The organism is Paenibacillus sp. GYB004 (assembly GCF_036577605.1).
GTDB classification, from domain to species: Bacteria; Bacillota; Bacilli; order Paenibacillales; family NBRC-103111; genus Paenibacillus_AB; species Paenibacillus_AB oceani.
Genome location: NZ_JARBDB010000040.1, coordinates 265,332 through 286,556, shown reverse-complemented (window position 1 = coordinate 286,556; position 21,225 = coordinate 265,332). Strand labels below are relative to the sequence as shown.

General features: G+C 58.6%; 13 protein-coding genes. All 13 read left to right on the top strand.

Annotation, left to right across the window (positions count from 1 at the left end; all coding sequences use genetic code 11):
* The first annotated feature begins 5 nt into the window (after positions 1 to 5).
* The 13 genes from PV433_RS17440 (at position 6) to PV433_RS17380 (ending at position 21,185) form a co-directional block, all read left to right on the top strand.
* Positions 6 to 860, top strand: coding sequence for a transglutaminase family protein (locus PV433_RS17440; RefSeq protein ID WP_332073343.1), 855 nt, complete (start codon positions 6 to 8; stop codon positions 858 to 860).
* A gap of 188 nt (positions 861 to 1,048) precedes the next feature.
* The gene (locus PV433_RS17435) at positions 1,049 to 2,050 is read left to right on the top strand and encodes an LLM class flavin-dependent oxidoreductase (protein ID WP_332073342.1); all 1,002 of its coding nucleotides are present in this window, start codon (positions 1,049 to 1,051) and stop codon (positions 2,048 to 2,050) included.
* A 1,316-nt stretch (positions 2,051 to 3,366) separates the two neighbouring features.
* Entirely contained in the window at positions 3,367 to 4,806 is a 1,440-nt protein-coding gene (locus PV433_RS17430; protein ID WP_332073341.1) for an RtcB family protein, read from the top strand.
* A complete protein-coding gene (locus tag PV433_RS17425; RefSeq protein WP_332073340.1) occupies positions 4,807 to 6,135 on the top strand; it encodes an ATP-binding protein in 1,329 nt (442 codons plus the stop codon).
* 118 nt (positions 6,136 to 6,253) lie between these two features.
* Positions 6,254 to 6,823: an RNA 2'-phosphotransferase gene (locus PV433_RS17420; RefSeq protein ID WP_332073339.1), complete on the top strand. Its 570-nt coding sequence runs from the start codon at positions 6,254 to 6,256 to the stop codon at positions 6,821 to 6,823.
* Entirely contained in the window at positions 6,823 to 7,620 is a 798-nt protein-coding gene (locus PV433_RS17415; RefSeq protein ID WP_332073338.1) for a TatD family hydrolase, read from the top strand. Before PV433_RS17420 ends, PV433_RS17415 begins: the two co-directional genes overlap by 1 nt.
* 509 nt (positions 7,621 to 8,129) lie before the next feature.
* A complete protein-coding gene (locus tag PV433_RS17410) occupies positions 8,130 to 11,453 on the top strand; it encodes an S-layer homology domain-containing protein (RefSeq protein WP_332073337.1) in 3,324 nt (1,107 codons plus the stop codon).
* A 602-nt stretch (positions 11,454 to 12,055) separates the two neighbouring features.
* A complete protein-coding gene (pnuC, locus tag PV433_RS17405; protein ID WP_332073336.1) occupies positions 12,056 to 12,748 on the top strand; it encodes a nicotinamide riboside transporter PnuC in 693 nt (230 codons plus the stop codon).
* The gene (locus tag PV433_RS17400; protein WP_332073335.1) at positions 12,741 to 13,772 is read left to right on the top strand and encodes an AAA family ATPase; all 1,032 of its coding nucleotides are present in this window, start codon (positions 12,741 to 12,743) and stop codon (positions 13,770 to 13,772) included. Before pnuC ends, PV433_RS17400 begins: the two co-directional genes overlap by 8 nt.
* Before the next feature lie 253 nt (positions 13,773 to 14,025).
* Positions 14,026 to 15,477 (top strand): SWIM zinc finger family protein, encoded by a 1,452-nt coding sequence (locus PV433_RS17395; protein WP_332073334.1) that lies wholly within the window; start codon positions 14,026 to 14,028, stop codon positions 15,475 to 15,477.
* Positions 15,478 to 15,619: 142 nt separating this feature from the next.
* Complete coding sequence (locus PV433_RS17390; protein ID WP_332073333.1) at positions 15,620 to 17,491, top strand: HEAT repeat domain-containing protein; 1,872 nt, start codon at positions 15,620 to 15,622, stop codon at positions 17,489 to 17,491.
* The gene (locus tag PV433_RS17385) at positions 17,467 to 18,558 is read left to right on the top strand and encodes an ATP-binding protein (protein ID WP_332073332.1); all 1,092 of its coding nucleotides are present in this window, start codon (positions 17,467 to 17,469) and stop codon (positions 18,556 to 18,558) included. Before PV433_RS17390 ends, PV433_RS17385 begins: the two co-directional genes overlap by 25 nt.
* Positions 18,516 to 21,185: a DUF5682 family protein gene (locus tag PV433_RS17380; RefSeq protein ID WP_332073331.1), complete on the top strand. Its 2,670-nt coding sequence runs from the start codon at positions 18,516 to 18,518 to the stop codon at positions 21,183 to 21,185. The genes PV433_RS17385 and PV433_RS17380 overlap by 43 nt, the downstream gene beginning before the upstream one ends.
* Positions 21,186 to 21,225: the final 40 nt, after the last annotated feature.

Here is a 21,225-nt window from a genome sequence, read left to right as displayed (position 1 = left end):
TTCTGATGATTTACCAGATTGAGCATACGAATACGTTTACTTACGAGAGTCCGGTCGATCAAAGTCTGAATCACGTCCGCCTGAAGCCGAGAACCGATGTGTGCCAGAAGCTGCTGTCGTACCGGACCGAGATCAGCCCGATGTCGATGTCCAAGGAATATACCGATTTGTGGGGCAACCATGTCGAGACGTTTTTTATCCCCGAGCAGCACCAGACGTTATCCGTGTCGACGACGTCGAAAGTGAGCGTACAGCGTAGCCCGTTTATTCGCAAGGTGGAGCATTCTCCGGAGATGCGGGATATTTTCCGCTCGGCTTTGTTTCGTCAGCATTATTTGGCGTTTCTGAACGAAACACCGTATACGTATATGGAACAAGGGCAAGTGGACGCGATTATGGCCGAGGTGGGGGAGACGGACAACCCGGTCCGGCTGGCGCTGACGCTGATGGACTACATTCACACAACGTTTGCCTACGAGAAGGAAGCGACCGACGTTCATACGAAGGCGAATGAGGCGTTCGGTATGAAGCGCGGGGTGTGTCAGGATTTCGCCCACGTGATGATCGGGGTGCTGCGCTCCCAAGGAGTGCCGGCGCGGTATGTCAGCGGGTATTTGTACATAGGCGAAGATTCGGGCTTTGTCGGCGATGCCGCCACGCATGCGTGGGTCGAGGTGATGATTCCCGGAATCGGCTGGGTCGGACTTGACCCGACGAACAAGGTCGAGGCGCTCAGCTCGCATATCCGGGTCGGAACCGGACGCGATTACGCCGACGTTAGTCCGCTTCAGGGCGTATACCGGGGCGGACGTCACAAGCTTGATGTGAAGGTGGCTGTGAAAGTGCTGGAGAAGCTGTAGGATCGTGGCGGCTGAAGCAGGAAACGGAAAAGCCGGGACTGCGTACGGAAAGTTACCGGCTTGTTTCTTTGCGGGGGACCGTTCGCCGCGTGCAGGAGCAGCCCAATCGACCGTATACGGACGGGAGACAAATGTGTTAAACTGTACATATTAAACATACAATAAGATAGGCGGAAGGAGATTATGCGATGCTTCGATTGGGAGTGCTGGACCAAACGCCTGTCCTGACGGGCTCTAATGCGGTGGAAGCGATGAAGCAGACGGTAGAGCTGGCGCGGATTACCGAGAAGCTCGGTTATTCGAGGTATTGGGTATCCGAGCATCACGATACGATTTCGCTCGCGGGGTCGTCGCCGGAAGTGCTGCTGGCGGCGATCGGCGCCCATACGTCACGCATCCGTATCGGTTCCGGCGGAGTGATGCTTCCGCATTACAGCCCGTATAAAGTGGCGGAAAATTTTCGCGTGCTCGAAGCGCTGTATCCGGGACGGATCGATCTCGGCATCGGACGGGCGCCGGGAGGAATGCCCGCTGCGACTAGAGCGCTCCGGTACGGGCGTCCTCCGGAAATCGCCGAGGCGTTTCCGGCTGCGCTCGAGGAGCTGGGCGGTTATTTGCGTCCGGTCCGCGGGGCGGCGGAGGTTCGTCCGGGCTCCGGCTTGCAGGCGACGCCGCTCGTGGAGACGAGTCCGGAAATATGGCTGCTCGGTTCGAGCGATTACAGCGCGCGCCGGGCTTCGGAACTGGGCGCTTCTTTTTCGTTCGCTCATTTTATTAACGGAGAGGGCGGGCAGGGCGCGGTTCAGCATTATTACGAGACGTTCCGTCCGGGACCGCTCGGCGCCGAACCCCGGGCTAACGCCTGTGTCATGGTCCTGTGCGCGGATACGGATGAAGAGGCGGATCGCCTCGCGGCGCCGCTCGATCTGAAGCTGCTGCTGCTGGAGCAGGGCCGGTTCGGGATCGACATTACACTGGAGCAGGCGCTGGCTTACCCTTACACGGAGTTTGAGCGAATCCGCATTCGCCATAACCGCAAAAGGATGCTCGTCGGCGGTCCGGAGAACATCAAAACGCAGCTCCTCGAATTCAGCCGCTCTTACGGCGTGGAGGAGGTCATCGTCAACTCGATCACCCCTGACTTTGCTTCGCGCGTCCGTTCCTACGAGCTGGTCGCGGGTTTGTTTTGAGAGCTGCGGCGGCCGGCAGGAATGAGCGGCTTTCCCGAGCGAGGCGGTTCGGCCCCCCGGCTGGTTCACGAGCTTAAGAGCGATCTGGAGCTCTTATTTCGAGGGAAATTGCAGGTTTTCGGCATATAAAAGCGGTTTGCACTTCTTATTTTTGTTCATGTACAGGGGATAGAGGCTGTACGGCAGAAATAAGGGCTGCAAACCGCTTTTATTTTAGCGTATGTGCTTGTTTTCATCGAAATAAAGGGTGCAAATGGCTCTTAACTTTACGCTCCCTGTTAAGGGGCGGAAAGCTTTGTGCGCCGAACGATGCTGATTGACCGATCCCCGTCACGCAGCGTAGCTCCGGATGCTGGATTCCGGGGGCGGATGTTGGAGGCAGATGTAGGATGCTGGGTGCCATGACGGATGACGGATGACGGATGGCGGATGACAGATGACGGATGACGGGGGTGGTGAGCCGTTCGCGATACGATAAAAACGACCCGGCGTTGGCTTAGGGAAGGGCCGGTGTCTGCTCTAGGGGGGCTTCACGGGGTGTCCATTCGGTGTCGGGGGAAAGTGGTTAATCGTATAGTATGATAATCATTTTCTATCGGAGTGATTGATTTTATTTATTTTTTCCCGCCGAATCTATTGACACTTTAGGGGCATCCCCGTTATGATGAAAACTATATTTTGGAAGGAGGTCGAAGACAATGATCCGCGATATTCGTTCGAATCAACAGACACGCTTCATTTCCGATTCCACAATCGCATATATCCGCTCATTCTTCATCGGCCTCTCCGGGTGCAGTGCCGGATAACGGTCGCCGCTTGTTCGTGCACATTTATTTGTGCGTATGTCGGCCGTTTCCTTTGCTTGATCCGCTATGGACGTTTGGAGTCCATAGCTTTTTTGCGTTTCCGGCGATCGGGTCCGGGCGCCGCGGGCGATGCGGAACATCCAGAAGTGTCGCAGGTGAGCGAACCGGATGGGCGGCTACAGGGATTAATTCCAGCTTGAGGACGAGGGACCGAGCCCAAGTACGGGAATTTGGCGCAACAGAATAGCGAACCAGCGAACCAGCGAAACAATGAAACAACGAAACAACGAAACAACGAAACAACGAAACAACGAAACAGCGAAACTGCAAACCGCAAACCGCAAATCAACAGAACAGCAAAATAGCAAAATAGCAAAATAGCAAAATAGCAAAATAGCAAAATAGCAAAATAGCAAAATAGCAAAATAGCAAAATAGCAAAATAGCAAAATGCTAAATAACGATCGTTCGTTATCTAGACTCCATCCATTTTGAAAGGACTAATCCATATATGTTTACACTAACCGCACATGAAAATAAAACCTATTACCGGCAAGTGGAGCTCCCCGCAGGACCGCTGCACGTATACGCCGGAGACTCGCTGTACAGCGCCATGGAATACAAAGTATTCGAGATGGCAAACAACAATTTGCAAATTCCGAACCGGGTGTACATGAGCTATACGCCGGACGTCCATGTAGGCGTAGGCACGTGCATCGGCACGACGGCCGTCTGGAAGTCGCGGGACGGGTATGTGTCCCCGTCGATCGTCGGCAGCGATATCGGCTGCGGCATGCGCGTCCATCTGACGAACCTGCATGCAAACGAGCTGCGCGAGGTGAAGCTTCGCCGCAAGCTGGTGAAGGCGATCGAAGCGAAGCTGCCGGTGGAGGAGCACGCCAGAGGATACTTCTCGGACATCCGGCTCGAGCATGTCGTGAAGAAAGGACTGCACGGCCTGCCGAAAAAGTACATTCCGGACGGTTACACGCCGCGCAAGTCGACCTCGCTTACCCATGTGGAGTGCGCCAAGTTCGGTTTCGACGAAGCGTATCTGGACCGGTTCCCGGAAACGGTCTGGCATCGCTCGCACCGGCAGCTCGGGACGCTGGGCAGCGGCAATCATTTTGCCGAAATTCAGGAGATCCGGATCGATGAGAGCAACCGGGCGATCGCAGATGCATGGGGACTGTTCGACGGTCAGATCGTCGTTATGATTCATTCCGGCTCGCGTTCCTGGGGCGGTGCGGTCAATCAGCACTGCGGGACGGAGATCGCCAAGACGATGCGCGCTCTCGGACTCGGAACGGCCGACCCGAAGCTCGTGTTCGCACCGCTCGACTCGCCTGCCGCCCAGTCGTACGTGCATCTGATGTACTCGGCGCTTAACTACGCGGTCGTCAACCGCCATCTGATCGCTTACGGCATCCGCGAAGCGCTCCGTGACGTGATGGGCCCGAAGGTAGAGCTGTCGACCTTGTACGACCTGATGCACAACTATGCATGGGAGGAAGAGCACGACGGCGAAGCGCACTTCATTCACCGCAAAGGCGCTACCCGGGCGCTTCCGGCGGAACATCCCGACAATCCGGCGCCTTATCTTGCTACCGGCCATCCCGCATTGATCCCGGGATCGATGGGCACGTCCTCTTACATCATGGTTGGCGCAGCCGGAGGGAAAGCCAATTATTACTCGATCTGCCATGGAGCGGGACGAATTCGTTCGCGCAGCGCGACCAAAAGACTCGTTTCCGTAGAAGAGTTTAAAGCATCGCTGGGGGTAGGCACCGAATCGGAAATCGTAGTTAATCAGCGGACGCTGGAGTCGATCGTCGACGAATCGCCGCAAGCTTATAAAGATGTAGATCAAATCATCGAAAGCGTCGCAGGAGCCGGACTTGCCGGCGTAGTGGCTAAATGCAGGCCTCTTGCGACCGTAAAAGGAGTATAAATGACGATACCAACTATTATGAATCAACAAGCGGGGCTGTCTCATGCGACGGCAAGCACGGTCATCTCGTATCAGGAAGGAAACGCAGCGGCTTTGCCGGAATATGCGGATTATGCCCGGGTCGTACACCGGATTCGGGAAGTGTTGAAGACGAAATACGGAGCCGACTTCCATCTCTATGTGAGCGAGGACAACGGCCGGGAAGACTTCTGGGAGCTGCTCGAGGAGGATGTGCAGGACGGCTGCCCGGAAGTCGAATATGTGGCGCGTATCTTCGATCTGATCGAGTCGCGTGCGTTCTCTTACAAAGCCGAGCCGGAAGCGGCCGGCTACCGGGTGTACCCGTCGCAGCGCAATAACGTGTTTGCTTACCCGCAGCTGGGCGTGGCGCTTGCTCACATTCCGGTGTTCCGCGACCACGGCATCTTCTGCGATCAGGTTCTGTTTGCCGAAAACGACGTTGCCCTGCACCGGTTTCTGGCCCATATGCAGCGCAGACGCCAAGACCGGGACAGCAGCCGGGTGACCGTGTTCAGCGATACGCGGCACGGCATCGACCAGTCCCAGGAGCCGATAACCCGTCAGGTGGATCGCGACGAAGTGATTATGGACGAATCGCTCAAAACGGACATTTTCCGCTCGATCGACGAGTTTTTCGCAGAGGACCGGGGGTTTTTCCGCGAGTTCGACATCCCCTACAAGCGGGGCATCCTGCTCTATGGCAAGCCGGGCAACGGCAAAACGACACTGGTCAAAGCAATCGCCGGAAGCGTGCGCGCGCCTGCCGCTTACTGGCAAATTACGGAGCATACGAGCAGCGATTCGGTGCAGGAAGTATTCGAATCGGCAGTCAAGATGGCGCCGATGGTGCTGATCATCGAGGATATCGATTCGATGCCCGAGCATGTGCGCTCCTTTTTCCTGAACACGCTGGACGGAGCCACTTCCAAGGAAGGCATCTTCCTGATCGGCACGACGAATTATCCGGAGAAAATCGACCCGGCGCTCATGAACCGGGCCGGACGGTTCGACCGTGCCTACGAGATCGCGCTTCCCGATACGGCGGCGAGGGCAAGGTATTTGAAGCAGCGCGGGCTGGCGCGTCTGATCGGCGACGAAGCTTTGCCGGAGGCAGCCAGGTTGACCGAGTCGTTCTCGCTCGCCCAGTTGAACGAGCTGTACGTATCGGCGGCGCTGCATTGGCACTACGAGCGGGAGGTCCGTCTCGAATCCCTCGTGCGAAGCATGCGGGCGGATCTGAACAAGGGCCGTACCGGAGGCTGGATGAAGGAACCGGCGGACGGCAAAGTGGGCTTTATCCCTGCATAAAAGATGGCTGGAGGGGCCGCTGCCGGATTGCAACCGGCGGTGGCATGTCTCACCGGCCTTACAATAGAAGTGTGTAATACTCGGATACGTTAGTTAGGATTGGAAAGGATTGTACGTGATGTTAAGCAAAGAATACGAAACAAGTTTAAGCAAAAGGATGACCAAAATACTCCGGCACGATCCGGCTTCGTACGGCCTTGCGTTGGACCCGCACGACGGTTCGGTGCCGGTGGAGGAGCTGCTTCATGCGCTGCGGAGGCTAAAGGGCTGGCAGACGGTGACGATGGAAAATCTGCGCCAGGTCGTCGCCAATTCGGATAAGCAGCGGTTTGAGATTACAGGCGACCGCATCCGCGCCCGGTACGGCCACAGCGTCGAACGGGTTGCATACGAAGCGGGGCAGCCTCCGGCGGTACTGTATCATGGGACGGGAAACGGTACGACCGCGGTCATCCTGAAGGACGGGATTCGCCCGATGGGCAGGCAGTACGTTCATTTGTCGGAAGGGCTGCAATTCGCTTCGCTCGCGGGCAAACGCAAAGGGCAATTGGCCATCGTCGCAGTCGATACGGCGAAAGCGGCGGGTGAGGGCGTCATCTTTTATTTCGCCGGCAACGAAGTGTGGCTCGCGGACTATGTCCCGGCGGACTGCTGCAGCATCTATAAACCGGAAGCGAGGAAAAGGTAATGGCGGCTCCACTTGTAGATATCGGTGTTAACCTGATGCACCGATCGTTTCATACCGACAGGGAGGAAGCCCTGGGCCGCGCGGCTGAAGCCGGAGTTACCCGGATGATCATTACCGGAACGAGCGTACGCAGCAGCGAGGAGGCGGCCGCTTATGCGGGAGGACAGCCGGCGGGTACGCTGTATTCCACTGCCGGCGTTCATCCGCACGACGCGAAGAGGTGCAATCCCGGCACGATCAGCCGGCTCCGGCGATTGGCGGTGCAGCCGCACGTAGTTGCGATCGGCGAATGTGGTCTCGACTACAACCGGGATTTCTCGCCGCGCGACGTGCAGCGCACCTGGTTCGACGCACAGGTGAAGCTGGCGTGCGAGCTGCGGCTGCCGTTGTTTCTGCATGAGAGGGAAGCGTTCCGCGACTTTGTGCAGATTTTGCAAAGCTATGGGAAGGAGCTGCCGCCCTCCGTCGTCCACTGCTTCACCGGAACGGGAGCCGAGCTTGACGCCTATGTCAACATGGGGGTGTACATTGGCGTCACCGGCTGGATCTGCGACGAGCGGCGCGGCCAGCATCTGCGGGAGCTGGTCGGGCGGATTCCCGCCGACCGCCTGCTCGTGGAGACGGATGCGCCGTTCCTTACGCCGCGCGATTTGCGTCCGAAGCCTGCCGGGTCCCGCAACGAACCGGCTTATCTTCCGCATATCGTGCGGACGATTGCGGAGTGCACGGGGCGACCGTTCGAGGAGATCGCGGCACAAACGACGCAAAATGCGGTCCGGTTGTTCGGGCTGGCTTGACGCTGGGGCGAGCTCGCCAGTCGTATGGAAGGAAGCGGCGTACCCATCGGCGGTTGCAAGAAGGGATAGCGGCTCAATTCCCTTAGATTTTCTATATTGGAAATATAAGCGGTTATTGCTAGATAGTAGATTATCATCGGAGAGGCTAACTTCTGGGTTGCCCATACTCCCGCCGAACGGCTTCGATCAGAGGCCGGCCGTTCTTTTTTACGCCAGAATGTGAGTTCGCTAAAGCGTTAAAATGGACCGAGGCATTCTGAACCAAGGAAAGCTGCCTCTTACGCAGGGCATTGATCGTGGAAAAGGATTTGCACGTAAAAGGACCGTCGGGGCCATTTCTCCGGCGGCTTTTTCTCCATGAGCCGATTTTTCAAACTGTGACTTTAGTCATGGATTATTTGATGAAAAGGAGTTGAAATCTGCATAAAACATATTCCACGATTCGACAAAATCCGTTAAGATGGTTGTAGTTCCTGCTTCATACTCTCAGTCATTAGGAAGGTGAACCTATGATCGGTTCCGCAATGAAGAGAAAGATAAGCGTCTTTATGATTATGGCGCTGTTTGCAACGATGCTGTGGTCTCCAAATTCATGGGCCATAAGTACGATCCCCAACGGAAACGGGGTGAATCAAAGCGCCAGAGTGGAGCCGAATCCGCTCGGGGAAAATGTAACAGCAAAGGTGTACGGCGACGAATTGCCCATACTTTTTAACGCTTACGGCGGCGCTTTTGACGGCCAGTATATTTGGTTCGGGGACATGGGGTTGACGGGGAAAATCGTTCGGTTCGATCCCGTCACAGCGACTTCGGCCACTTACGATCTGCCTAGCGGCATAACGAGCGGATTTTTCGGAACCGTATTTGACGGCCAAAACATCTGGTTCATTCCCAATACGGGCGGCAAGCTGGTTAAGGTAGACAAAGATACCGGTACCGCTACGGGATATGATGGATGGCCGGCCGAAGTATCTTCGGGCTCAAGGCATTTTACGGGCGGCGCTTTTGACGGGCAATATTTGTGGCTTGCTCCCGGCGGTAACGGCTCTAACATAGTGGTACGGGTAAAGGTCTCCGACGGCACCATGACGGGCTACCCCTTGCCAGTCGGCGTTGCCGGTTCATTTTTCGGAGCCGTCTACGACGAACAAAACGTCTGGCTGATTCCTAACGGCGGCAACGCGCTAGTCAAGATCAATCCTGCCAACGGTACGATGACCACGCATAGCAACTGGCCTGCGGGTTTTACAACAGCAGGCTCTTTCTCCGGAGGAATCTTTGACGGTGAATACATATGGCTGATTCCCGCTGGTGCTGACCGCATCATCCGATTGGACCCCGCTACGAATACCATGACGGGTTATAATAATTGGCCTGACGGATTTAATAAAGCTCAGAACATTTACTTTAGCGGAGCATTCGACGGGCAGAACATCTGGTTCACGCCTTTCATCGGCGGACAAATGCTGAAGCTCGACAAAGCTACAGGAGAAATGAAAAGCTATGATATTTCAGGCTGCTCCAATCCAAGCTTTTTAGGCACGGTGTTTGACGGTCAACAGTTATGGCTCACTTCTCTTTCAGCATTATCAGCGACATTAACCCGGGTGTCCACTGCAGGGCCAGGCTCCGATACCGGCGCGCCGGTTGTCGCCAACGGAACTTTGACCCCGTCTTCGTTGACGTTCAGCAGTGCCGGCTTGTCCTGGGCGAAGGCGACGGATGACATTACTCCGGATTGTAAGCTCGAGTACCTGGTGTACCGCTCGGACAGCCCGAATATCAGCACAGTGAGCGATATGGAAACGAACGGTACCGCGGAGGGGGCTTTCGCAGCCGATATCGCGACCAAGACCGTTACGGGGCTTACTCCGGGATCGACCTATTACTTGAACGTGATGGTCAAGGATCAGAGCGGCAATAAAACCGCTTATACGATGGTTCCGGTGACGCTGCCGGCCCCGACGGTTGCTTTGAGCTATAACGGGAACGGTCATACGGGAGGGTCCGCACCGGTAGACGGATCGGCCTATACCAACGGACAATCGGCTTCCGTAGCCGGCAATACAGGGAGTCTGGTCAAGGAAGGTTCCGTATTCCGGGGCTGGAATACGTCAGCCGACGGCAGCGGAACCGACTACGCTCCGGGTTCGGCCCTGACGATGGGCCTTGCCAACGTGACGCTATATGCCAAGTGGGAGCTGCTTAGCGACGAAGCACGTCTTGGCTCGCTGGTGCTCTCGGGGGTGACGCTGTCTCCTGCATTCCATTCCGACACGGCCGCTTACAGCGCAACTGTAGGGTATGATACCCGAAGCACAACCGTGACCGCAACCGTCTACAACGAGCAGGACGCCGCCTCGATAGAGCTGAATGACGGAATCGCGCTGACCGGCGGGCAAGCAAGCGGTCCTGTCAGCCTCGCGGTAGGCAAAAATACGGTAACCGTGAAGGTGACGGCAGAGGACGGACAAACTCAGCTTACTTATACGGTGGAAATCACGCGAGAAGAAGAAAGCGTCTCTCCCCCGGAAACGGGATCGGGACCGGGACCGGCCGTTTCTGTGCCTCCGAAGGAGGACGGCTTCCGGGTGATCATCAACGGACAGCCTCAGGAGCAGATTGCGACCGCCGTTAAGGAAAGCGCGAACGGGCAGTCGAAGCTCGTCGTGACGGTGGATGTGGACAAGCTGACCGCGCAGCTGGCCAAGGAAGGCGATAAGCCTACGATAATCATTCCGGTCAGCTCCGGCGAGGATCAAGTGTCTGCAGTGTTAACCGGAGCAGCGGTGCAAGCGATGGAGAACAAGCAGGCGGTTCTGGACATTCAGACGCCTCTGGGCAGCTACACGCTTCCTGCGGCCGAGGTCTTTATCGGCAGGTTGTCCGAGCAGTTCGGCAGTTTGGTACAGCTGGCGGATATGGAGGTTCGGGTCGAGATCGGGAAGAGCGGCGAGGCCGCGGCGGCGCTTATGAATGAGGCGGCTTCGAAAGGCGGCTATGTCTTGAGCGCTCCTCCTGTCGATTTCACAGTCAGCGTGAGCTACAAAGGGACGACTTTGACGATCGAGAAGTTCAGCACCTACGTGAAGCGGGAAATCGCCCTTCCGGAAGGGGCGGACGCGGGCAAGGTGACGACGGCTCTCGTGCTACATGCTGATGGCACGACCCGCCATGTGCCAACGTTCGTGACTTCCCGTGAAGGCAAGTCGTACGCGGTAATCAACAGTTTGACCAATAGTACGTATGCCTTGGTGTGGAGTCCGAAGACGTTCGGCGACATGGAAGGCCATTGGGCGAAAGCGGCCGTTCACGATATGGCTTCCAGATTCGTAGTGAACGGGAAATCCGCTACGGACTTTGCGCCGGATGCAGCCATTACCCGCGCCGAATTTGCCGCGATCGTGGTCCGGGCTCTCGGATTGTCGGATACGGGCGAAACAGCGGCATTCCAAGATGTGTCCGACAAGGACTGGTACGCCGGCTCCGCAGCGGAGGCGAAGGAGTACGGGCTGATCGACGGTTATGAGGACGGCACCTTCCGTCCGGACCGGTCGATCACACGTCAAGAAGCGATCGTGATTCTGTCTCGGGCGATGAAGCTGGCCGGGCTGGAGACAAGCGTGTCCGCCGGTCAGGCGGATGCGGCGCTTGCCGCTTTTGCAGATCGTCAGGAGCTGGCGGATTGGGCGAAAGAAGCTGCCGCGGCGATGGTTCGGGGAGGCATGCTTGCCGGGAACGGGACCGGCTTGACCCCGTCGGCCGACATCACGCGTGCCGAGACGACTACGATGGTGCAGCGTGTTCTGAAGGCTGCGAAATTGATCGATTAAGCTAGGCAGGGGCTGTTCCGAAAAGGCATTGGAGAGTGAGCAAGTCCCATATGAGGTGTAGAGACGCTTCCATAACCACTGTATAGGTGGGGATGGAGGCGTCTTTTTGTTTTGCTGGCCAAAGTGTAGTGGCGGGGGGAAGAGGTTGAAAGCAAATAATAACAGGCCCTCGCACGGACTCGCCAGTTCGAATCGTTTTTTGGAAGAGCAGGGAGCTGCACCGGCGCGCAGTCGGACGGCTAACGGACATGGGGGCAGCTTAGACGTCAAATGGAGGGGATCAGACCGGCTAACGGACAGGAGAGCAGCTTACGCGGCATTAGACGCCAATAGTAGAGGGTAATCGACTCCTAAGCGTCTGTGGTGACCGTTATGGAGCGAATTGGAGCAAAAGTGGCTCCTAAGCAGCTGTGGTGTCCGTTAGAGGGGCTGTGCATGTACCTACTCCAAGAACGGTCCGCAATTCCCGACAGTTCCTAGCGACCCGGAAATCGCAGCTGCATCTTCCTCCAAATGTCCCATTGACAGCTGAAAATTAATATGTCATTATGAAAATATCAAAATGACAATATTGTTTCCATTACCGGAAGGGAGTTCTCATCATGAGCAAAACTATGAACAACGTATTGCAAGCTGTCGGGCTCGTCATCGGTATGGCGCTTATCGGCTACACCTCTTCGACGGTTTTGGAGGCGGCGGCTTCGATTACGGGGCTGCTCAGCGTCTGGCTGACCGCGCGGGCGAATATATGGGCTTGGCCGACAGGACTGGTGAGCGTCGTCTGCTTTTTCTACATCTTCATGGATGTAAAGCTGTATGCGGATATGACGCTTCAAGTGTTCTTTTTCGTCCTCAGCATCTACGGCTGGGTCGTATGGCTGAGCGGCAGGGGGAACGCCAAAGTACGGCCGACGACCCGGATTACAGGCTGTCTTGCGATCTTGCTGATCGTATTTCTGATCGCGGCTACCGCAGGCTGGGGATATGCGCTGGACGGGTACACGGATGCGGCCGTTCCGTATCTGGACGCTTTCATCGCCGTGCTGAGCCTGATCGCCCAATATTTGTTGTCGAGAAAAGTGCTGGAGAGCTGGTACGGCTGGATCGCCGTCGATGTGCTGTCGATCGGGATGTACGCCTACAAAGGGCTGGACGCGGTCGCCATCCTGTATGTCATTTTCCTGGGGATCGCGATCTACGGACTGGTAGGCTGGAGAAAAGAGTACACAGCCTTATTTGGCAAAACGCAACCCCCAACCCCAACACAAGGAGAAGGAGGCGGAATCCGTGTCTGAAACGATAGGACTAACGCTTGGCAAATTCGCGCCGTTTCATAAAGGGCACCAGCTGCTTGTGGAGACGGCGCTGCACGAAACAGACCGGGTCATCGTCGTGATCTACGATTGTCCGGAGACGACTCCGGTCCCGCTCACGGTCCGCGCCCGCTGGATTCGCACGTTATATCCGTCCGTAGAGGTGATCGAGGCGTGGGACGGCCCGGCCGAAACCGGTTATACGCCGGACATTATGCGGAAGCAGGAGCGTTACATCCTGGATTTGCTGGGGGAGCGCAAAGTGACGCATTTTTATTCCAGCGAAAAGTACGGGGAGCATATGAGCGAAGCGCTCGGCGCGGTGAACCGGCAGGTGGACCCGGACCGGGGGCGGTGTCCGGTATCCGGTACGGCGGTTCGGGCGGCGCCATATGAACATCGGCACCTGGTCGATCCGCTCGTATACCGCGATCTGGTCGAGAAGGCGGTGTTCGTAGGCGCCCCATCCACCGGCAAAACGACGACGGCCCAGGCGATGGCCGCCCGGAAAAACACCGTCTGGATGCCCGAATACGGCCGGGAATACTGGGAAAATCATCAGGTCGAACGGCGTCTTACCCCGGAGCAGCTCGTCGAGATTGCCGAAGGGCATCTGGAACGGGAGAATGCGGCGTTAACCGAAGCCCGCGACTATTTGTTCGTCGATACGAATGCGATCACCACGTATATGTTCGCGCTGGACTATCACGGCTTCGCGCTGCCGCGGCTGAAGGAACTGGCGGAACGTGCGGTGTCCCGGTACGATCTCGTGTTTGTATGCGGGGACGATATCCCGTACGACGATACGCCCGACCGGTCCGGCGACGTCCACCGGCATACGTTTCAGAAAAAAATCGTCGCGGATCTGCTGGAACGGAACGTCCCGTTCATCCCGCTGAAGGGAACGGTGGAGCAGCGGTTGGATCGGGTGGATTCGGTGCTGAGCCGGTATGCGAAATACAGGAGCTTGGGCGAACTGGTATTGGTCCAGGAGCACCCCCTCTAAAGCGGAAAGCGGTGCCGCCATACAGCCAGGCGAACGTCGGGCTAGTCCAGGAGCGCGCTTTTCCCCGGATGGTGTACGGATTGTAACGGAACTGCAGGCGATAACGTACAAGTAAGGGCGGATGAAAAAAATGAGCCGCAAGTCTCATTTTCGCTGCCGGACGTCCGACTGGCCCTGTTTCAAACAGGAAAATCCGATCCGGTTGTGGAAACATTTAGTCAGATCCCGATAAAAGATGCAGCGAGGTACAAGTGTGATAGAGATAACCGAAGCTTATATCGATTCGATGGCTCCCAATGCAGGGGCGATCAAAAACGGCCGCGATCTGGTGAAGAAAAACAGCTTTCCGAAGCTGTGCCGTTCGGAGGACGGGACGCTGCTGTTCGGAGAGTGCAAAGGAAGCGGCAAAGATCCGTACCGGTGCTCGGCCGACTTCGTAAAGCCGGAAAGTCCGGTGTTCCGGTGCAGCTGTCCCAGCCGGCAATTTCCGTGCAAGCATAATCTCGGGCTGCTTTACGCATATGCGGGGGGCAAACCTTTCACCGTAGAGGACGTTCCCGAGGATGTAGCGGATAAGCGGAGCAAGATCGAGCAGCGCGAGGAGAAAAAGAAGGAAGTAGCCGAATCCGCGGCGGCGGGGGGCGAGACGGCAACCGCCAAGCGCAAGACAAACAAGTCCGCACTCGTTAAAAAGATGGCCGCCCAGCTGGAAGGGATCGAGCTGCTCGACAAGCTGGTCCGGCAAATCGTCCAATCCGGCTTCGCCTCCCTGGACGCGAAAACGATGAAGATGCTGGACGACCAGGCGAAGCAGCTCGGCAACTACTACGTGCCGGGACTGCAGAGCGCTTTCCGCGAGCTGCTGCTCGTACTGGAAAGCGGGGACGACCAGGAGCGGATGTATACGGAAGCGATGGACAAGCTGACGCTGCTCCATATGCTGATCCGGAAAAGCAGGGACTACATCGAAGGCAAACGGCAAAATCCGGAAGGCCCGATGGACACCGTCTCGCCGGTCGAGGAGTCGATCGGTCATGCGTGGCAGGCGGCGGAGCTGAAAGAATACGGGCTCATCCGCTCGGATGTCGAGCTGCTGCAGCTGGCGTTTCGTTCTTATGGAAACGAGGCGCGGGGCGAATACGTGGACGAGGGCTGGTGGATCCGGCTGGACACGGGCGAGCTGCACACCGTCCGGACGTACCGGCCGTATCGCGCGGCCAAGTATATGAAGGAAGAGGACTCGTGCTTTTCCGTCGTTAAGGCGAAGGAATTGTTCGTTTACCCCGGACAGTGGACGCCAAGGGCCCGCTGGGAAGAGATGACGATGCGGGACACGACGCCGGAAGACCGTGCCGCCGTTATTTCACATGGCAAACGATTATTCGCGGAAACGATTAAGGCGGTTAAAAACGAGCTGAAAAATCCGCTGTCCGACAAACGTCCGGTCGTGCTGCTGTCCTATGCCAAGCTGGGCGTGGCCGGCGGGCGGTACGTGCTGGAGGACGAGGCCGGCAAAAGGCTGACGCTCGGAGACATCCGCTCCCTGTCCCATCCCGGCATGCAGCTGCTGCCGCTGCTCGGGGAGCACATATGCCGCGATCAGGCGATGCTCGTTATGTTCGAGCAAGATTTGCTGGACGGCAGTCTGATCGCCCAGCCGCTTTGCCTTGTCACCGGGACGGAGACGGTGCGGTTCATTTACTGATCCGGAAGCTTCAGATTTGTGATAGCGGGCCTCCGTTAAAACGGACTGTGAGGCTGCGGATTCGAAAAAAGCGCCTTTTCCGCGGGGCATTCAACGTGGCGAGGGCTGCGATTAGACAGTTTGAAGAAAGGAGCACGGACCGTTGAGCATTCAAGTATTAACCGATTTGCACCGGGAAGTGCGCCGGTTGTTCATAGCGGGAAGCGGCCTGGCGGCGGGGGATTTGCGTCTGGCCAAGCTGGTGCCGCAGCTCCGGCATCTGTCCGGCACCGCTCCGGTGCTCGGGAAGGTGGCCGACGCCGTCTCTCAGCTGTGCGAGGCCGACCGAGAGCGGGCGCCGGGCAAGCTGCTGGAGCTCGGCGCGCTGCTGCACGCGATCCTGTATACGCAAGGCGATGCCGATACGAAGGGCGAGTTCCGGGAGTTTGAGCCTTACGAACCTCTTGGCGGCGATGCGGGGAGCGGAGCGTTCGCTTTGGCGACGCCGGCGACGTTCCGCCAGTTGAAGCCGCTGATTGACGCGCTGACCGAGCGGGGATCGGGACGGCTGGAGGTGATCCGGCAGGCGTGCGAAGCCGGGCTGTTTGCAGATATGCGGACACATGTGCCGGCGGTGATCGCCTTGGAGGACCCTTCGTCCGAGATTGCCGAATTCGTCTCGGTCCATGTCATTCCGGCGATCGGGACGCCGGCGCTGCCGATCCTGGATAACCGGCTTGAACTGGAGGGAGGCAGGGGCGACGCCCGCAAGCTGCAATTGATTCACCGGCTGACTAACGCCGGAGCGGAAGAGCTTGTCGTGCGTGCTGCAAGAGAGGGCTCCCAGGAAGTCCGGATCGCGGCGATCGAGCTGCTCGCCGATTACCCCGGCCAGGAAGCGTATATATTGGAGCAGTCCCGGGATAAGAAAAAAGAGGTCCGTCGTGCCGCTCTGCATGCCTTGGCCGGTCTGGGAACCGGGGATGCGGCGGCCCGGCTGCTGGAGGCGCTTCGAAGCAAAGATCAGGATATCGCCGTCGAACCGGTCCGGCTGTGCGGCAATGAACGGTTGACCGCAGAGGTGATCGGGTATGCGGAGGCGCTCTCCTTGCAGCTCCGCTCGGAAGGGCAAGTAGATGCTTCTGCGGACAAAGCGGCGAAAGAAAAGGCCGCCGCCGCTGCGGCGGAGAAGCTTCACTACGCGCTGCAGGCGCTCGACGGGAAACGGGAGCCTGCGGTCGCCGCCTTTCTGATGAATCTGGTACCGGACACGACGCTGCCCGCGAAGGAAGCGGCGAATCTCCGCGAGCAGGCGGCCGGGCTGCTGCTCGATATGGAGACGTCCGGGACGGACTTGTTCTTGCACGATTTGCGCGACCGGCGCGATCTGCGGTTGCTGTCGTACAGTTTCCGCGCCGCTATGCGCGTCCTGACGGCTGCCGAATGGTACGACGCTTACGAGCCGTTCGTACGCAACCGGAAGCAGGCCGAGGCGAAGGAATTGCTTGGAGTGATGCGGAATACCGCTTTGCGTTTCGACATCCTGGAGGATGGCAGCGAGGAGCGGGAACATCCCCTGATGGAATGGGACGGCCGCTGGATATACCGGTTCGTCGAGCTGGACGAGACAGAGCTCGTCTGCCGTCTGGTGCAGGGGCCGGATGACAAAGTCGAGGCTTACTTGCTCGGCAAATTTGCAGCCGAGCCGAAGCTGGCCAAGCACGGGACGGCGCACCTCTTGCTCGCCTTGTTCAGGCTGGGGCATGCGGAAGCGGCCGAGCTCACGATGAAGGCGTTCGAGGCGATGACCTCGAGACAGCTGTATTATCTTGACAGGGAAAAAGCCGCGCTGCTCCTGCAGCTGCCGCGCACGTATGTGGACAGGCTGCGCACTTATGCCGAAGGACTCGCCTATGAGGGCGTTAAAAATGAAATGCTTGAAATCGCCGAGCTGATCGGAGCGAAGCCGGAACAACCGGAACAAACCACTAAAGGAGCGGGATGGATCGAATGGATCAAACGCAAAATGTACTAAGATTGCCGGCTGAGAAACTGTATGAGTCGGAGCTGCAGGCGCTGAAAGCGATGGACCGGGATGCGAAGCCGGCGGGATGGCAGCTGTCGCCCAAGGCGGTGCTGACGTTCCTGACGGGCGGCGAAGTCGGAGGCGTCCAGATTACGCCGAAATATATCGGCAACCGCAGACTCGTCGAGATCGCGATCGCTACGCTGCTGACCGACCGGGCGCTAATGTTGATCGGGGAGCCGGGGACGGCAAAGTCGTGGCTATCCGAGAATTTGACCGCCGCGATTCACGGCGATTCGTCCAAAGTGATTCAAGGAACGGCGGGGACGAGCGAGGAGCATGTCCGTTATTCGTGGAACTATGCGATGCTGCTGGCGAACGGACCGTCCGATCAGGCTTTGCTCAAAAGCCCGATCTATCGTGCGATGGAAACCGGCGGTATCGCCCGGTTTGAAGAAATATCTCGCTGCGCTTCGGAGGTGCAGGATGCGCTGATCTCGATTTTGTCCGAGAAAACGATCGCCATACCGGAGCTGGCCCGCGAGGTGTCGGCGGCGCGCGGCTTCTCGATCATCGCTACGGCCAACACGCGGGATCGCGGCGTGAATGAGATGTCGGCGGCGCTGAAGCGCCGGTTCAACATCCTGGTCCTTCCGGCGCCGAACGAGCTGGAGACGGAAGTGGACATCGTCCGCAAGCGGGTGAGGGAGATCGCCGCGAGCTACGAGCTGAAATCGGCGCCGCCGGAAGAGGAGGCGATCCGCAAAATCGTCACCGTATTCCGCGAGCTGCGCGTCGGCATGACGCTCGACGGCAAGGAAAAAGTGAAGCCGCCGAGCGGCGTCATTTCGACAGCTGAAGCGATCTCGCTCTTGACGAACAGCATGGCGCTGGCGGCCAGCTTCGGCGGCGGGTCTATTGCCGACGAGGATCTGGCGGCGGGCCTGCAGGGCGCGATCGTGAAGGACGAGGAGAAAGACCGGATCGCTTGGAAGGAGTATCTCGAAAACGTCATGAAAAAGCGGGGATCGGAATGGCGCAGCCTGTACAACGCATGCCGGGAGCTGAACGATTGATCGCGGAGAACAGCCGGGAAAAGGAGTGGACGGACATGCGGGCAGGTGCTGAACATTCGGGCAAGGCGGCTGTTGCAGCTGCGGCTGTCGCAACAGAGGAGCGGAAGACAGGGTCCGGTGTAGACGGCAGCGGGGATGGGCAGGGCGTGCACGTATTCGGCATCCGGCATTTGTCCCCGGCAGGGGCGCTGCAACTGCGCGCTTTTCTCGACCGGGTCCGGCCGCAGCTCGTCCTCGTGGAAGGGCCATCCGACGCGACGGGCCTGATCGGCCAAGTGACAGCGGCCGGGGTAGTGCCTCCGATCGCGATTCTCGCTTATACCGACCAGCTTCCGATTCGTACGCTCGTATTTCCGCTGGCGGAGTATTCCCCGGAGTACCAGGCGTTCGTCTGGGCGACGGAGAACGGCGCGCGTGCGGAGTTTATGGACTTGCCATCGGATGCCGCCGTCGTGCTGTACGACCGGGCGAGGAGAGCGTCGGCGGAAGCGGCGCTGGAGGAGGAAGCTGCGGGGTTGCGGGGCGATGGGGACGCAGGCGAAGCCGGTGCTGACGGCAGCGTCAATGCCGGTGCCCATGCCGATGCCGGTGCGGATGATTCGCAAGGCGATGCGGGCGATAACGGGCATGCGGGGGGACGCGGGAGCGATCCAGCCGGTGCGGATAACCGCCGCCGGGACTATTATATCCGCCAGAACGGCTTGTACGAGCGGATTGCCGAACTGGCGGGGGAGCACGATTACGAGAGCTACTGGGAGCGTCATTTCGAGCATAACGACCGGTCCGATACGTACCGGCAGTCGGCCTATGCATTCTCCGCGCAGATGCGCAGTCTGATGGAGGCGGAGGAGCGTATCGCCGATCCGCGGGAAGCGGCTTACAATGCGATCCGCGAATCGTATATGCGCCGCCGCATCGCCGAAGCGCTTAAGGCCGGATACGAAGCAGGACGCATCGTTGTCGTGACCGGGGCGTACCATGCGTCCGCACTCGATCTATCGCTTCCAGCGATGACCGACAAGGAGCTGAAGGCGCTGCCCAAGGCAGCGACGAAAATGACGTTGATGCCGTATTCGTCGTACAAGCTGTCTACCCATTCCGGCTATGGGGCGGGCAACCCGGCCCCGGCTTATTTCGGACTGATGTGGGACTGCTTGAGACAGGGCGATGCGGACAAGCTGCCTTCGCTGTACATGTCGAAGGTGGCCGCTTCGATGCGCGGGGAAGGCACGTTCCGCTCAACGGCTTCGGTCATCGAAGGGGTCCGGCTGGCCGAATCGCTTGCTTCGATGAGGGGCGGGCGTCTGCCGGTCTGGAAAGATTTGCGCGATGCGGCGATCGTCTGTCTCGGCTTCGGGGAGCCGTCGGCTGTGGCGGAAGCTTTGGCCCGGACGGACGTAGGCACCGCGATCGGTTCGCTGCCGGAAGGCGTCAGCCAGACGCCGATTCAGGACGATTTTAACCGGTATTTGAAAAAGCTGAAGCTGGACAAATACAAATCGGCCGTAGCGGCCGATCTCGAGCTTGATCTGCGCGAGAACCGCCGCGTCAAATCGGAGGAGGCCGCTTTTATCGATTTGGCCCGTTCGGTTTTCCTGCACCGGCTCCGGCTGCTGGAAATCGGCTTCGCCCGCAAACATAACGTTCGTCAGGACGGGGCGACCTGGGCGGAGCATTGGGTGCTGCAGTGGACTCCGGAAGCGGAGATCCGGATGGTCGAATCGACGCTGAAGGGCGAGACGGTGGAGTGGGCGGCCGCTTACGTCATCCGCGAGCGTCTGGAGAGCTGCGCAGACATCCGCGAAGCGTCCCGCATCGTCAGGGAGGCGTGCGAATGCGGACTGCCCGAGGCGATGGACGACGCCCGGTCGACGCTGCAGCGGCTCGCCGTGGACGGCGGCAGCGTGCCGCACCTCGCGGGAGCGGCGCGCGAGCTGTCGGTGCTGCTGGGCTATGGCGATATTCGCCGGATGGATACGGCGTCGCTGGAGCCTCTGTTGCAGCAGCTGTTTCTGCGCGCTTCGCTGCTGCTCGTCGATGCGGCGGCTTGCAGCGACGAAGCGGCCGGCGAGATTGCGGCCGCGATGGGCGAGCTGCACCGGGTGTCGCAGGAGTTTCACGAGCTTGTCGACGACGGCGCCTGGCTTCGCCAGCTCCAGATGCTCGCCGAGCGGGACGACCGGAACGCGAAGCTGTCCGGACTTGCCTTCGCCATCCTGCTTGAGCGGGGAGAGACGGAAGACGAGCGGGTGGCGCGGGAAGTGTCGCGCCGGCTGTCTCCGGGCATCCCGGCGGACGTGGGAGCGGGCTGGTTCGAAGGGCTGTCGATGCGCAACCGGTATGCGCTGTTGTCCCGGGAAGCGTTATGGCGTCAGCTCGACGCTTACATCCGGTCGCTGGACGGCGATCAGTTCCGCCGGGCGCTCGTCTTCCTGCGCCGTGCGTTCAGCCTGTTCGAGGCGCGGGAAAAAACGTCCGTTGCCGATATGATGGGCGAGCTGTGGGGAGTCGGCAGCGAACAGTCGGCGAATATGCTGCTCGGACCTCTCAGCGAGGAAGAAAGAGAGAAGCTGGAAGAGCTGAACGAGTTCGATTTTACGGAGTTTCTTCACGATAAGGAAGGTTAACCGCCTTAATCAAACATGACCGAAAGGAGGAACATCCATT